The organism is Streptomyces sp. NPDC111507 (assembly GCF_055638955.1).
Window position 1 is genome coordinate 73346 of record NZ_JBVKBU010000016.1, and the last position, 14862, is coordinate 88207.

Sequence of the window (14862 nt, forward strand, 5' to 3'; positions counted from 1 at the left end):
ACCGCCGATCCGAATCCGCCTAGCGTGAGGGACATGACTGAAAACCTGGCTCTTGGGGCCATGCTGTTCGGCACGGCCCAGGACGAGCGCCGATCGTTCGAGCTCCTGGACCGTTTCGTGGACGCCGGAGGCGTTTGGATCGACACCGCCAACTGCTACGCGTTCTGGGACGATCCGACCGGTTTCGGCGGGCAGAGTGAGACGTTGCTCGGGCGCTGGCTGGCAAGCCGCCCGGGCGTCCGTGACCGCGTCAGGATCAGTACCAAGGTGGGCTGCGAGCCGACCGTGGCCGGACGATTCCCGGAGACGGCCGAGGGCCTTTCGGCAGGGGCCGTCAAGAGCGGGATCGAGGGCAGTCTCCGACGACTGGGTACGGACCACGTCGAGCTGTACTGGGCCCACAAACCCGATCCGGCCACACCGCTGGACGAGACCGTCGCCGCCTTCGACGAGCTTGTGTCCGCGGGTACGGTCGGCCGTTTCGGCTGCTCCAACTACCCCGTCTGGCAGATCGAGCGGGCACGGCAGATCGCGCGGGCCCACGGCAGTGCCGGCTTCACCGCGGTGCAGCAGCACCACACGTACCTGCAACCGCGCCCCGCGACCAGGTCCACCGTGGTGCACCGGTTCGGTGCGGTCACCGACGAGGTGCTCCACTACCTGGAGCACCACCCGGACATGGCTCTGTGGGCGTACACGCCGCTGCTGAGCGGCGGCTACACCCGCGCGGACAAGCCTCTGCCCGCGGAGTACGACCACCCCGGCACCGCCCGCCGTCTCGCGGTGCTCGACACGATCGCCGCCGAGACCGGCACGAACCGCAACCGGGTGGTGTTGGCGTGGCTGACCGGAGGGAACCCGGCTGCCACGCCGATCGTCGGCGTCAGCACGGTCGAGCAGCTGGACGAGGCGGTCGCGGGGGTGTCACTGGAGTTGACCGCCGATCAGCGCGAACGCCTGGACTCCGCGGGGTGACCCGCGAGACGAGTTGATGCGAGTAGGCACCGAGGGCCGGGCAGCTTTCGTGTTGTCATTCGGTGTTGTCAGGAGAGCGACGATGGTGACGGGCTGCTGCCACTGGGGGCAGTTGCGGGTCGCGGCCTGCTTCAACGGGTGCCGTTCCGCGGTCCGGCAGTAGACGTCTGCAGGGGGCTGCGCGACCTCGCGGGCCCCGTCGAGCCGCCCGCCCGGCCGCACGGTGACCTCCGGAACGGCAACGTCGCGCCCGGAGTGACGTCAAGGGCGAGGAAAGCGACATCTAAGCCGCTTTCACGGCGGAGGAGAAGGAAGCCCTTTCATGGCCTCGCCTCAGGCAATGCTATCAGTCGGCTCGGGACCAAGCCGTCTGTGTTTTCAGGGGTGATGACCGTAGGCGCACACACGAAAACTGGGAGGCGCCGCGCGGGCGCCTCCCAGTCGAAGCCGACGGCGAGGAAAGCGAAAGAACTTGTTTTCGGTAAAGGAAGTTGAGAAGGAAGCCCCTTCATGGCCTCGCCGTGGACAACGCTATCACTCAGACCGGGATCAAGTCGCGCAGATTTTCGAGGGTGATGACTCGGGAGTCCGGGTGCAGCCCCTCCGGACGTTCGAGACCGATGTACATCACGGGCTCGTCCGGGACCCGCTCGCCGTCCCACAGGTCCACGGCCGTGCTGTCGCCGGACATCAGGCCGATCAGGTACCGCACCGTCAGATGCTCGCGCTCTACGATGGCGCGCACCACCTTGGACACTGACGCCTGGTTCTCCTCGACCCGGTTGGCCGACGAGATGCCCTTCAGATACAGGTGCAGCCACTTCGCGCGCCACCGGCCGTCGTCCTCGCGTCGGAACGCCAGCGGCAGCGCCACCCGGCCCACCCCGCGAAGCTCCGACTTCATCCGCACCGTGCGCGGCTCGAACGGCCGGCCCTTCTGCTCACCGTCGCGCAGCATGAAACCGAAGAACGACTCTTCGACCTCCTCGAAGCTCTCGCCGGAATAGATGTTGACCTGCGGAACGATGAATGTGCTGCGCACCCGGGCCAGGGACAGGTTGATGAATTCCGAGGCCCCGTCGGGCGCCTCGGTGACATCGCCCGAGTGCTCGCCCCCGACCGCCTTGAGGGAGGTGTAGGAGAGCCAGGAGTCGGTGCTGTAGTCGGTGTGGAGAAGCAGCGCCGAGAGGTCGTAGTCGGTTCGCTTCTCGGTCTCCTTCCAGTACACGAAGAAGCGCAGCTGTTCGCCGTCGACCGCCGAGACCGAGCCCCGCGGCAGTACGCCGAGTCCGGCCGCGGTCGCCCTGCCGCTGAGCGGGAGCGCCACGTCGAGGACGTCGGGGTCGAGCAGCAGTCGGCCCGGAGTAGGGAGCCTGCGGCGCAGGTCGGCGTCGAGGGCGGCGATCAGACGGTCGCGGTCGGCGGCCGGGACGGTCGGCCGGTAGTCGGGGGTCACCCAGGCGCGGCCCCTGCGGTTGACGAAGATGCGGGGTTCGTCGGTCTCCCGCTCCCGGTTGTGGAAGTGCTCGCGGACCGAGAGCACGACCCGGCCGGAGACCTCGGGGGCGACCCGTACCGCGGCAGCCACCACCGCGTCCCGCTCCTCCTGGTCGGCGGCGATGCGCAGCAGGAGGTCCAATGCGCGGAACAGCTTGCCGGGAGCGGACTTCAGCAGCTGCACCGCACCGAGGACGTCGAACTCGTCGAGCAGCTTCTCGACACGGCTGTCGAAGGACCGCGCCTCCTTCTCGCCCCGCGCTACGGCGAACACGTCGGCGGCGTGCGGCCAGCACGGGTACTCGTGCGGGTGAAGACGCTCACCGAGCCGCTTGAAAGGCTCGCGGTGCGCGTGCACATCCGCCAGCTTGGCGGGGTTCGCCTCGACCACGGCGTCGAGGCCCGCCAGCAGCGCACGGCGGGTCGGCCGCGAGAGTGCCCGAAATCGGGTCGGCTCCTGCAGCGTCACGTCGCCGCCCGACAGTGCGCAGGCCAGCCGCAGCACATCGATGACGGTGTCCAGAAGGAGGTCCGCGCCGACAGCGAGACGGGCCTCGTTGACGACCGCCCGGTTCTCCCGGACCGGGATCGACTCCGGCTGGGGGCCGAGCGCGCACCGCTCGGCCAGGGTCTTGAGGTCGCGCAGGTGTTCCTCGCCCAGTGGCGTCGTGCTGCCCGCCAAGGCCAGGTACAGGTCCGTGAGTTCGTCGTCCAGGTCCCGCCCGAGGTGCAGGACGGTCACCCGCTCGCCCGCAGAGGCGATCAGCTCGTCCTGCGCCGCGAGCATCTCCTCGTAGGTGTGCTGGTAGCGGCCGTACGTGGGGAGGCTGAGCAGGTCCAGCACCCCGTGCGCCAACTGCGTCAGCACGTTCTCGCGCGACTTGTCGTCGCCGAGCGCCTTCGTCACACACCGCATCCAGAACTCTTCGGTGTCCGGCACGTTCGCTGGGAAGTCGATGAAGTACGAGTTGTGCTGGACGTGGTCGCCCACCATCTCGCTCACGGTGCGCAGCGTCCGCTTGGCGGTGTGCACGACCGCGGCTTCGGACAGCCCCGACAGCCGCTCCAGCAGCTCCGCCGAGAGTTTGAAGCCCACGGATGTCAGCGCCGCGTCGAACTGCCGTGCGGCGGTGGCTCCTTCCCCGGCGGAGCCCTGGGGGGAGGTAACGCGGTGGGTGTGCCGGATGACCAGCGATTCGAGACTGTGCGCCATTCGGGGATGATCGCAGAGGTGTGCGAGTCGGCGCACAGGAGTTTTCTTGTACGCGCTCCGACGCCGTGCTGTGGCGCTGACGGTGTTCGCGCTCGACGGCCAGGGGTGAGGGTGAGGGTCTGCTGGTGTGAGAGCAGTCCGGCGACGACTTGGCCGATGTCACTCATGTGCTCGCGACGGCCAAGGCGGCGGGAGCCCTCAGGTTCGCTGGGCGTGCGACGAACTGCTTCGGTCGGATCTGTTCCGAGCGGGTTGCGCCGACGCCGCGGGTGGCGTCACTGGGCGTCGGCGGCGAATTGGTCGGTGCCCAGCACGGTGAGCAGGGCGAGCTTCTCGTGGCTTTCCGTGCCCGGGGTGGCGGTGAATATGAGCAGCGACTGGCCCTGGTCCGGCTCCAGCAGGAGTTGGCAGTAGAGGTCCAGTCGTCCTACCTGAGGATGGACGAAGCGTTTGGTTTCGCTCCACCGCAGGCCCACCTCGTGGCGCTCCCACAATCGGGCGAACTCGTCGCTGGTGCGCAGCAGGACGTCCGCCAGGTCGTCTGCGGGGGAGCCGGGCCCGTCCCGGGTGACTGCCGCGCGCAGCAGCGCGGCGTTGGTCCGGCTGTTGTCGTCGTGCTGCTCGGGGTGGTAACGCTGACGGGCCGACGGATCGGTGAACCACCGGTACGTCGCGCTGCGGGCGTCGCCGGTGTACTGGGTCTGCTCGCCGAGCAGTGCCACCGCGGACGGCGTCTGCAGCAATGTCTCGCCCAGTGGGCCCATGACCTGCGCGGTGGTGCCGGCCAAGCCGTCCATGACCCGCATCAGTCCGGGGCTCACATGCTGGAGCCGCAGGTCACGACGGGCGGTGCGGTAGCCGGCGAGCAGGAACAGGTGATCGCGTTCGTCCGGGGTCAGCCGCAGGCCGCGGGCGATGGCCGCGATCATCTGCTCCGACGGTTGCGGCCCGTCGCCGCGTTCCAGTCGGGCGAAGTAGTCGGCGGACATGGTGCACAGCTCCGCCACCTCCTCGCGGCGCAGGCCAGGAGCGCGTCGGCGTTGTCCGCGGCGCAACCCGACGTCCTCCGGCTGCAGCGCCGTACGACGGGTGCGCAGGAAGGCACCCAGGGACGAGCGGTCGAACGTATGGTCCATGGTCTCCATCGTTGGCCATCCGGAGCGGCTTAGCCACGACCTGCCAGTCAGTGGTTGGGCGTGTCCTTCCAGCGCCCGTGGTGCGGCGAGTTCTCTGGCGATGCGTTCACCGGTCGCCGCGAACCCACAACCGCGGACCGCCGACCGCGAACTACAGACCGCGAACCACGAATCACGAACCACGAACCATGGAGTCAAGTCCTATGACCAGCATGACCAGCATGACCAGCATGACCAGTTGGACAGCGAACGACCTCCCGGACCTGACCGGCCGTACGGTGGTGATCACCGGTGCCGGCCGGGGCCTCGGCCTGATCACGGCGCGTGAACTCGCCCGTGCCGGTGCCCATGTCGTGCTGGGGGTACGCGACCCCGGCAAGGCCCGCCACGCCGTCGCCGACCTGCCCGGTCCCTTCGACATCCGCCCGCTCGACGTGTCGGACCTGACCTCGGTGCGAGCCTTCGCCGGCGCCTGGTCCGGCGGCATCGACATCCTGATCAACAACGCAGGCGTGATGGACATCCCCGCCGCGCGCACCGCCGACGGTCTCGATCTGCAGACCGCCACCAACTACACCGGTCCTTTCCTGCTGACCACCCTGCTGCTCGACCACATCACCGATCGCGTGGTGCACGTCACCAGTGAGCTGCACAAGCAGGGCAAGATCGACCTGGACGACCTCGACTGGCGGACGCGCAAGCACAACGGGATGCAGGCCTACCAGGCGTCGAAGCTCGCCGTCGTCCTGTTCTCGCTGGAACTGCAGCGCCGACTGACCGCCGCCGGCAGCCCGGTGCGCTCAGTGCTCGCGAGCCCGGGCATCGCCCGCACCGCGCTGGCGGCCCACTCCCGGTCGAACGTCATCAACCGGTTCACGTTCCTCACGAACGCCCCGGAGCGCGGAGCGCTGTCGCTGCTCTACGCCGCCACCCAGGACGTCCCTGGCAACTCCTACGTCGGGCCGGACGGCCTCGGCGGCTTCCGGGGCTCCCCGGCCGTCCGCCGACAGGGCAAGGCCGGCCTCGACCCGGTCATGGCCGGCCGACTGTGGGACGCGACCGCCGACCTCGTCGGGGCGGTCGCCCGATGAGTCACCCGACGGGTTACCTGGAGGCCGCCGATCACGCCGAGGCCGCGCACGATCGCGGCGCCGGGCCAGTGCCGGGGCGGCGGATTCAGCACTCCGTTGTCGCCGTCGCCATCGCGGTCGAGCGAGAGGTGGCAGAAGCCGGGCAGGGCGCCGGCCAGGTGGAGGGCGAGGGCGGCGAAGGGTTCCTGACCGCCTACGGTGACGTGGATGTGTCCCACGAACGGCTGGCGGGTGAGCGCGGGTACGAGCTGGTCGACGGGCAGCGGGGTGCCGACCTCCCAGGAGAGGTGGACGCCGGTGCCCGGGACGGTACGGCGGTTCGCGTCCCGGGCCTCGGCGCCCTGCATGACCACGAAGGCGCACACGATGAGCGGCTCGTCGCTGTGCAGGGCCCCGTCGCGCTTGGTGAGGCTGGCGGCCCACGTGTACTCGTACAGGCGTAGCGGAGCGACGAGACGTCCGCCGTCGGCGAGGGCGTGGATCCAGGGAAGGCCCCAGGTGGCGACGGTGACCATGATGGCGTCGCAGCCGCCGGCAGAGATGACGTCGTCGGGGAGGTGTTCGGCGTCGGCGCTGACCACGCGGACGCGGTCGTATCCGGTCCGGTCCGGGGCAGGTGGCGGGTGGCGCGGTCGGTGACGGCCGGATCGATGTCGACGGTGGTGATGCTGCCTGTGCGGCCGACGAGTTCGGCGATGAGGGCGGCGTTGTCACCGCCGGAGCCGAAAAGCCGACGGGTTCGTGAGATCTCACCGGAGCAGGCGCGGGAACCTGAGGGGTACCCGAGCAGCTATCGCCTGGGGCATTTGGGTTCGCTGATAGATGGCGGGATCGTTGCAATACGGGTCGCCACGTCGCGGTGACGAATGAACCGGTGGGGGACAGACTGGCGACGCCTGCACTGGACGGGAGGCTGAGCTGGTGTCTGCGGTCCGTACACGGGCTTGACCTTGGAGTCGATGTCGACGAACACCACCTCGTCACCGGTGGGGACCAGGCCGGTGTGCGTGGCCAGCCGACAGGTGAACGCCCGTATGGCGGACTCCAGTTGACGCACATGCCCCCAGGTGAACGCGCGCAGGAAGGTGCCGAGTGTGGACGGGGCACGCACGCCGCCGAACCGGCGGGGGAGCCCGCCGCGGCGCAGCACGTCCAGATCGATGCTGTCCGCGCCGCCCACCATCCGGCCCACGATCGACAGGGCCTTCGCGTCGGCGGCCGTCCCGGCACCGTTCTTCGCGCCGGTGAGTCTCACCTTCTCGGCCACCAGGGCAGGCAGGCCGCACTGCTCGGCCGGCTGGATCGGGGGGATCAGCCCGGCATGCGCGATCAGGTCGGGGCCTCGAACACGGCGAACAGCTCCGCGGGCCTGTGGAAGGCTTTCACTTACGAGGTGCCTTGCTGTGAGCGGCGGATGGAAGCGTAGGAACTCCCATTCTCGCAGGTCAGCGGGCACCTCTTCTCGTTTCGCCGTCCACAGGCCGACCGTTACGCGGTGGATCCAGGCTGAACAGCTGCCGCAGTGGCGCGAATCTTCCCATCCCGTTTGGCGCTGATCGTCACGATGACAGCTCCGTCGCCGACTGGGAGCGACATGTCAACGAGCAACGCCCCCGCCATCGGCAGGGCGTTGCTCGAGATGGTCTGTTTCAGGATGCCTTTTGGTCGGCGGGCTTCTCGAGCTCGGTGGTCACCCGTGCCCCTCGGAAGAGCACCGGGAGCCACAGGAGACATGCCAGCAGGGGGACCGCGGCGTAGGTGGCCATGCCCACACTGGCGCCCAGCCCGTCCATGAGCGCGCCGAGGACGAGATAGCCGATGCCGATGAGCGTTGACTCCACGAATGCGATCATCGACAGCAGGCTCGCCCGGTGGCGCGACGGCACGGCCTCGTTGAACACGTTGTCCACGATCACGGCGGTGATCTCGGGAATCCCGACCAGGGCCAGGAACGCGGCGATGGTGACCCAGACAAGGCCGAGGCCGCTCAGGCCGAGTGCCGCGGCGAGCGTCAGGAGAGACACCGGGACTATGACCCGATACCCGATGCGCCGGTCCGCGCGGTCCGACAGCAGCGGAGTGAGCCCGCCGGCGAAGAATCCCGCCGATATGACCACGCTGACCAATGCGGTGCCCGCTCCCTGATCGGAGAGGGTCTTCTGCGTGAAAATGATGTACGGCGTCAAAGTCGCATGCATCAATCCGGACACCACGACAAGCGTCACGAGCGCCGGCGTGGCGACCCGAAGCATCGCCCGCCATGCTGTGGCGTCGCCGTGCACCTCCTCGGTTCCGTCCTGCTCGTCCACCGCGTCCGCGCCGCGGATCTCGGGCACCCGTGACATCAGCACCACCACGGCCAGGACGAGGCACGCCGCCGAACCGACGTAGACGATTCCCCAGGAAATCTGCTGCAGTTGGCCGCCGAGGACGATGGCGGCTCCCGAGGTGACCGTCCCGAGCATGGTGAACCGGGACTTGATCTTGACGTAGCCGGCCGTTGCACCACGACGCACGAGCAGGTCGTACAGCAGGGCGGTGTCCGAACCGGACACACATGCCATGCCCACGCCCTGCCCGATGAACAGCGCCAGGAACACCCAGTAGTTGGAGAACGCCACCTGACCGAGCAGACATCCAGCGATCAGCATCTGGCCGATCGCGATGCTGGCACGCCTGCCGATTCGGTCGGCGATGACTCCGGTCGGCAACTCCGCAAGTCCGCTGACCAGGTAGAGCAGTGTCTGCAGTAGGGCCACTTGCCCGGCGGAGAAGCCTCGCTGCTGAAGGAAGAGGACGAAGACGCCGCGCTGGAACAGCGTGTTGGCGAGCACGGCGTATACGTAGAACGGGCGCGTGACACTTCGTGCTGCATTGTCGACTGCAGCCGACCCGTCAAGGGCCTCCGTGGTGCCGGTCATGCCGCGGGCTCCCTGGTGACTCCGGTGATCATTAGTGTGGGGCCTCCGCCGCCGACCGGAACCTCCAGTCCATACTTCGCGCAGCATATTGGGCCGGCCTCCCCGAAGACCAGCCGGGCGCCCGGATCCTGGACTGGGCCCAGGCGATGCGCGACTGGGCACGTGCCGATCCTGCTGGCTTCCGACTGATCTACGGCGACCCCGTGTCCGGCCACAAGCCGCCCGACGATGGGCCGGGCAAGTCCGCCGCGCTACGTGCCTGCACCGGACTCATCGGCCTCATCGCCGCCGTTTGGCCGACGGCTGGCCCACTCCAGCCGGACGATCACCCATACGCCTGGGACGACTTCGACGCGGGACTCGTCGGCCAAACGCGCGAGGACTACCCAGACCTTCCCCCGGCCGGACTCGCCCTGACCCTGTGCGTGTGGGGGTGCATGCACGGCCTCATGGCCCTGGAGATCTACGGCCACCTCAGCACGCTCATCCGGCCGTCGTCGCTGTGGCGGGTGGCGACGATGTCGTTGGCGTACGCCTTCTGGGCCGGTACTTCGGGGGCGAAGGCGTGCGGGGCCACGGTGTGCAGGGCGTTGTCGACCGAGGGGGTGCGGATGTGGCCGGCGTCGGCGAGCTGGTCGATCAACTGGTGGCGCACGGTGCTCGTCTCGTCGAGTTCGGTGGTGGGAGGTGTCGTCACGGTGGCCCTTTCGGTGGATCGGGTCATGCGGGGTCCGCGGCGGTGGGTGCGGTGGGTTTCGGGATGCTGGCGCTGGGGGCGTACTGGGCTGCCTGCGCGTCGAACATGGCCGCGTACCGCCCCTGTGCGGCGATGAGTTCGTCGTGAGTGCCGTGTTCGGCGAGGCGCCCGTGAGTGAGGACGTAGATGCGGTCGGCGTGGCGGACGCCGGACATGCGGTGAGTGACGAGGACGACGGCACGGTTCGGAGCCGCGAGACGGCGGATACGGTCGAAGGCTTCGATCTCGGCTTCGGGGTCCAGGGCGGAGGTGGGCTCGTCGACGATGAGGACGTTGTCCGCCTGCGATGTCGAGCTACGCCAGTGCGTGCGGGCGAGACCCACTTTCTGCCACTCCCCACCGGACAGTTCGATGGCACCGCGGAACATGCGGGCCAGCAGGCTCCGCAGGCCGTCGGGGAGTTTGGCGATGACCGGGCCCGCTCCGGCGTAGTCGACGGAGGGCTGCAGATCTTGCGGTGTGGCGGCGTGGGTTGGGCGGCCGAGGCGGATGTTCAACGCGGCGGTCACGGGCCAGCGCTGGAAATCCTGGGTGAGCAGGGAGACCCGCTCGAAGACCTGGGAGCGGTCGAGGTCGCTGATGTCCGCCTCACCCCAGCGCAAGGTGCCGGCCTGGGGCAGCAGCATGCCCGACAGGATCTTCATCAGTGTGCTCTTGCCGGAGCCGTTCTCGCCCACCACGGCGGTGACCGAGCCCATCGGCAGGGTGAGCGACACCTGGTCCAGGGCAGCTGTGTCACGGTCTGGGTAGCGGTAGGTGATGCGGTCGAGGACGATCTCCTTGATCTCTTCGGGGACCGGATTGCCGCCCTCGGGGATGGTGCGCTGCGCGGCTTGGGCCAGGAACCGGCCGTGGTCGCGCACGTACAGGGACTCCTCGTGCAACTGGTTGATGTTCATCACCAGTCCGCCCAGACTCGCCGACCCGGTCCGCACCGCGATCACAGCGGTGCCGGCGATGGCGAGGCTCATGTGCCCGGTCAGGATCAGCCAGAACATGGCCCCGTACGTCGCGGCCATGGCCAGGCCGGACAGTGCGGAGGCGACCCACTCGGTGAGGGCTTTGCTGGAGGCGAGGCGTTCCTGTTCGGCCTCGGCGCTCTCGGCCATGCGCTGGTAGCGGCTGAGGAGGAAGGCGCCGACGGCGTGAATGCGGACCTCCTGGGCGGCGCTGCGCTCGGTGAGCAGGTTGCCGATGAGGCGGCTGGCCCGCACGTGCTCGATCCAGCTCATCACCGACACGTACCGTTCCTGAGCCACGCGCATGGCGCCCCAGCCGCGCGGGGCGGCGATGAGGATCAGCATGGGCAGCAAAACGGGGTGGAGGACGGCGAGTACGCCGGCGGTGGTGATCAGGGAGATGAGGCCGTTCAGCGCGGCGACACAGGCACCGATCATGCGACGGGCGGAGCCCGGACCGTACTGGGCCACGTCGACGAGCCGGCGGAAGTCGGGGTCGTCGATGGCTTCCAACTCGACACTTGCGGCGGCGGCCAGGTACTGGGTGGTGGCGATCCGCTCGACCATCGGCTCCAGGCGCCCGGCGCGAGAGGTCGACCACGCGGAGAGGGCGGAGTTGACCACGCCAATGGCGGCGGCGGCGAGCAGTCCGGGCAGCAGCGCGTGCAGCCGCTGGGCGGCGTCGCCACTCCCGGCGAGCAGGGCATGCATGACGGCGTTGATGGCGAGCAGGCTGACGGCCGCGGCGATGCCCTGGCCGATCTCGCTGACCACCACGGCGAGCAGAGCCCGCCGGTCGGCGCTCCACGCCATGCGCAGGGCGGCGCCGACGAGGGCCGGCATGGAGCGCAGGGCGGACATCATGGTCAGGTCCAGGCCCGCGTGCTCGTGGTGGGACCAGCCCATGTCGTAGCGCAGCGGACCGCCGAACAGCTCCTGTTCGGCGTCGGAGACCAGGGGTTCGGCCATCTTCACCGGTCCGAAGAACCTCTTCACCGGGCGCCTCCTGAGGTGGGCCAGTTCAGTGCCCGGTACGACGGGCCGTGGGTGAGCATGTGGAAGATGGCGACGGAGTAAGGGTGGCAGTCCGGCGGGGGCTCTTCCATGGGCACCCAGAACAGCCCTTCGTGCTTGTCCGGTTCGGCGTTGTGCGGTTCGCCGGTCCAGGACTGGGCCACGAACACGGCGGTGATCCGATCCGTGCCCCCGGGCTCGTGGTGGTGGACGAGGCCGCCGAACTCCTGCTGGTCGGCGCTGATACGGACACCGGTCTCTTCCTCCGCTTCGCGCCGTGCCGCGCGGTCCAGCGGTTCGCCTGCCTCCAGATGTCCCCCGACAACGGTGAGCTGTCCCGGCGCCAGGTCCGAGTCGGGTCTGCGGCGTACGCACAGGACGGCGCCGTTCGCCCGGAGCAGGATCTGGGCCACGTCGGCGATCAGTAGGTGAGGAGCTTTGCTCAACGCCGTCCCTCCTGCATCAGTCGCTCGACGGCTGCCCGGCCGCGCGCGGTCACGAATGCTTCGCCGTACCGGGGGCCGTACGTGAGAGGGCCCGCCGCGTCGGCTGCGGCGAACTCCCCAAGCGCGCATTCCTCGGCATCGGACAGAGACCGGCCGTACCCCTCGAACAGGCCGATGCGCAGCCCAGGATGGTCCGGCCAGCGGGAGGTGGCGAGCTTGACGAAGTCGGAGACGAGCGAGCCTGGTTCACTGCGCTCGAAGTCGATCAGCGCGCAGCGCCGGCCGTTCCACAGCAGGTTGCGCTCCCAGAAGTCCCCGTGGCGCCACCCGGCGGGAAGGGGGCCGAGGCCTGGCAGCGTGCTCACGAGGCGGCGCAGCATGGAGGCGAGGGGCGTCGGGAGGCGTGTGGAGTCCGTCATGCCAGGTACCTCGTATCCGGTCCTGCTGCGTCGGAGAGGAAGACGGCGCAGTTGGTGGCAGGGCGGGCGGCGGCATCCGAGGAGACAGCGGTATTTTCGAACGCAGGATGAACGAGCGCAGTGCGGTGTGCGGGATGCATAGGTGCTCCTCGGGGTGAGATGCGGACAGGTGATCGGGTAACGGGGGCTTTCCTGTCGCCGTCACGGGTATGCGAGGGCGAAATCTAGAACCTGATTTCGAATATCCAGGTCTCTCCGTGTGCGGCCGAGGTTGGCGTGCTGTGACGCTGTGTTCGATCACTCGTGTGGGTTCCGGTACCTCCTGTGGGGGATTGTCAGGCGCGGGCGTGGTCATCGCAGGGGCCAGTTCCGGGCGGAGATCGACGGCGTGGCGCAGCAAGCTGTGCTTCGCGTGGTAGGTGTGCTCGGTGGCCCAGCCGCGGGAGGAGAGGTGGCCGCGCAGCCAGTCGTTAATGCGTTCCCTTTCGTGCAGCACCTCGTCCTGGTCATGGCCGAGGACGCTGCGCGAGCGGCGGTCGAGGAAGGTGCCGTAGACGTGGCCGGTGCGCATCGACTCGCACTGGATGCCGCTGTGGTCGGTTGTCGTGGCTTCGGGTCGCTGCCTGCGCAGATGGCCTTCCGGCTGTTTCACGCTCATGCATCGGTAGGCCGCCTTGAACGAACGGCAGCGCGCTTCTGGATCGGCTCGCGGCCGGTGAGAAACCTGGAGCCTGGATGCCGGGGGAACGGCGCTCGGCCATGCCCTGTGCGATCGTGGCCTGCTGACGGTCAGTGGGAGCGGCGGAACGGCCACGTGGAGGTCACTGAGGTTGGCCGGTTCTACCTTCGGCATGGTCGCCATTCCGACGATCCGGCGTTCACGGACGGCGGCGTTCCGGTGGTGTCCGTGGGACCTTCGGCGCTGGTGGGTGGAGATGTTCCTTGCCGAGGGCCCACATCCCAACTCCCGGAGACAGCGACCGAAGGCGGACATGTCTGCGGTCCCGGTCCCCAAGTGACTGAGGTTTTCTCAACGAGATGATCTCGTGCGGTGACTCGGCCCAGGGGATTCCGCGAGCGGCGATGAGTTCTGCGGCGTCCGGCGGTCGTACGGTCGAACCCGTTACCGAGGAGGTCTTCTGATGCGCAGGGTGACGTATTCGATGGGCGTCTCGCTCGACGGCTAGATTGTCGGGCCGGACGGCGGCTTCGACTGGACGGCGCCGGACTAGGGGGTCTTTCGCTTCGTCATCGACGAGATTCGAGAGACTGGGAGACCGCCGACCAGGATCCGTCGCTCGACGACTCCATGCTCGAGTGGGCCGCGATCTGGAAGCCGATCCCCAAGGTGGTGTTCTCCACCACGCTGTCGGCGGTGCAGGGCCATGCCCGCCTGGCCTCCGGCGGCCTGGCGGAGGAGATCGAGCGGTTGCGAGCAGAGCCGGGAGAGGGCGACATCGCGATCGGCGGCGCGACTCTCGCCGCCGAGGCTGCCGCGTTGGGTCTGATCGACGAGTACCAGGCGCCAGGGTTACCCGGTGCTGGTTGGCGGTGGCATCCCGTTCTTTCCCCAGCACGGGCGCCGGGTGGATCTCGAACTCTTGGAGACCCGCACCTTCAGGTCGAGAGTCCTCCACCTCCGCTACCGCGTGGCGCGCTAGCGGTGGTTTGTTGACGGCGGGTCATGGCCGCAGGAGGGGGTTCCGCGCGTACTCGACCGGTCTGCTCCTGCCGCGGGACCGGAACAAGACGCTGACCTGCTTGACAGGCACGGAGCCGGTGGTCGGCGCCCAGCACCGGTCGGTGCAGCGGCTGCAGTTCTCCTTGTTCCAGTCGACGTGGGACCACGAGAAGGTCGACGCCCGGCGGGTCGAGCTGCTGCTGGCCGATGCGGCGACCACCCCTCACCCGGGCGGCGTGCTGGTGATCGACGACTCCGGCGACCGCAAGGACGGGAGTGCGACCGCGCACGTGGGCAAGCAGTACCTGGGCTCGGTCGGGAAGATCGACCGTGGCGTGGTCACGGTGACCACATGCTGGGCGGACGAGCGCGTCTCCTACCCGTTGCACGCCGTGCCCTACACCCCCGCCTACCACTTCCCCCACGGGAAGAACGACCCCGCCTTCCGCACGAAGCTGCAGATCGGAGCCGCTTTTGCCCGGCAGACGAAGGAAGCGGGAGTGGTCTTGCGGGCGGTGGCCGCCGACCGCGCCTACGGCGATCAGGACGGCTTCCGCCATGAACTGGCCGATGCTGGACTGCCGTTGAGGATCCTCCAGCGCGGACCGGTACCCGTGTCGGCGCGTCGATCCGAAGACGGTGGGCTCAGCGGATCCACCCGCACCACCGGCAGTCACTGCTCGACGATGCGCCGCTGGTTCTCCTTCGCCACTATCGAGATCACGATGATCAGCCCGGTAGCGCCCAGCGCCA

Annotated in this window: 10 protein-coding genes and 3 pseudogenes; 5 read left to right on the top strand and 8 right to left on the bottom strand. The window is 68.7% G+C overall.

Annotation, left to right across the window (positions count from 1 at the left end; translation table 11 throughout):
• Window positions 1–33 precede the first annotated feature (33 nt).
• The gene (locus ACZ7M2_RS41305) at window positions 34–975 is read left to right on the top strand and encodes an aldo/keto reductase (RefSeq protein WP_471599702.1); all 942 of its coding nucleotides are present in this window, start codon (window positions 34–36) and stop codon (window positions 973–975) included.
• A 538-nt stretch (window positions 976–1513) separates the two neighbouring features.
• On the opposite strand, the gene ACZ7M2_RS41310 is transcribed toward ACZ7M2_RS41305, so the two are convergent.
• Both ACZ7M2_RS41310 and ACZ7M2_RS41315 read right to left on the bottom strand, forming a co-directional pair.
• Window positions 1514–3685, bottom strand: coding sequence for a TerD family protein (locus ACZ7M2_RS41310; RefSeq protein ID WP_471599703.1), 2172 nt, complete (start codon window positions 3683–3685; stop codon window positions 1514–1516).
• Window positions 3686–3960: 275 nt separating this feature from the next.
• Window positions 3961–4821: a helix-turn-helix transcriptional regulator gene (locus tag ACZ7M2_RS41315; protein ID WP_471599704.1), complete on the bottom strand. Its 861-nt coding sequence runs from the start codon at window positions 4819–4821 to the stop codon at window positions 3961–3963.
• 221 nt (window positions 4822–5042) lie between these two features.
• On the opposite strand from ACZ7M2_RS41315, the gene ACZ7M2_RS41320 reads away from it, so the two are divergent.
• On the top strand, window positions 5043–5912 hold the full coding sequence (locus ACZ7M2_RS41320) for an SDR family NAD(P)-dependent oxidoreductase (RefSeq protein WP_471599833.1): 870 nt from the start codon (window positions 5043–5045) through the stop codon (window positions 5910–5912).
• A 790-nt stretch (window positions 5913–6702) separates the two neighbouring features.
• On the opposite strand, the gene ACZ7M2_RS41325 is transcribed toward ACZ7M2_RS41320, so the two are convergent.
• Complete coding sequence (locus tag ACZ7M2_RS41325; RefSeq protein ID WP_471599705.1) at window positions 6703–7368, bottom strand: hypothetical protein; 666 nt, start codon at window positions 7366–7368, stop codon at window positions 6703–6705.
• Between the two features lie 193 nt (window positions 7369–7561).
• Window positions 7562–8833, bottom strand: coding sequence for an MFS transporter (locus ACZ7M2_RS41330; RefSeq protein WP_471599706.1), 1272 nt, complete (start codon window positions 8831–8833; stop codon window positions 7562–7564).
• Window positions 8834–8979: 146 nt separating this feature from the next.
• On the opposite strand from ACZ7M2_RS41330, the pseudogene ACZ7M2_RS41335 reads away from it, so the two are divergent.
• Window positions 8980–9279: pseudogene (locus tag ACZ7M2_RS41335) on the top strand (TetR-like C-terminal domain-containing protein); the annotation flags it as partial.
• A gap of 17 nt (window positions 9280–9296) precedes the next feature.
• Here ACZ7M2_RS41335 and ACZ7M2_RS41340 read toward each other — a convergent pair.
• From ACZ7M2_RS41340 to ACZ7M2_RS41355, 4 genes are read right to left on the bottom strand one after another with little or no spacing between them, the layout of a single operon-like run.
• Window positions 9297–9557, bottom strand: a complete 261-nt coding sequence (locus ACZ7M2_RS41340; RefSeq protein ID WP_471599842.1) for a hypothetical protein — start codon at window positions 9555–9557, stop codon at window positions 9297–9299.
• Window positions 9554–11545 carry an ABC transporter ATP-binding protein gene (locus ACZ7M2_RS41345; protein WP_471599707.1) on the bottom strand — a complete coding sequence of 664 codons (1992 nt, stop codon included), beginning with the start codon at window positions 11543–11545 and terminating at the stop codon, window positions 9554–9556. The genes ACZ7M2_RS41340 and ACZ7M2_RS41345 overlap by 4 nt, the downstream gene beginning before the upstream one ends.
• On the bottom strand, window positions 11542–12009 hold the full coding sequence (locus tag ACZ7M2_RS41350) for an NUDIX domain-containing protein (protein WP_471599708.1): 468 nt from the start codon (window positions 12007–12009) through the stop codon (window positions 11542–11544). Before ACZ7M2_RS41350 ends, ACZ7M2_RS41345 begins: the two co-directional genes overlap by 4 nt.
• Window positions 12006–12602: a phosphotransferase gene (locus ACZ7M2_RS41355; protein WP_471599834.1), complete on the bottom strand. Its 597-nt coding sequence runs from the start codon at window positions 12600–12602 to the stop codon at window positions 12006–12008. Before ACZ7M2_RS41355 ends, ACZ7M2_RS41350 begins: the two co-directional genes overlap by 4 nt.
• 1013 nt (window positions 12603–13615) lie before the next feature.
• On the opposite strand from ACZ7M2_RS41355, the pseudogene ACZ7M2_RS41360 reads away from it, so the two are divergent.
• A pseudogene (locus tag ACZ7M2_RS41360) lies at window positions 13616–14089 on the top strand (dihydrofolate reductase family protein).
• Window positions 14019–14693: pseudogene (locus ACZ7M2_RS41365) on the top strand (IS701 family transposase); the annotation flags it as partial. The pseudogenes ACZ7M2_RS41360 and ACZ7M2_RS41365, both read left to right, overlap by 71 nt.
• Between the last annotated feature and the right edge of the window lie 169 nt (window positions 14694–14862).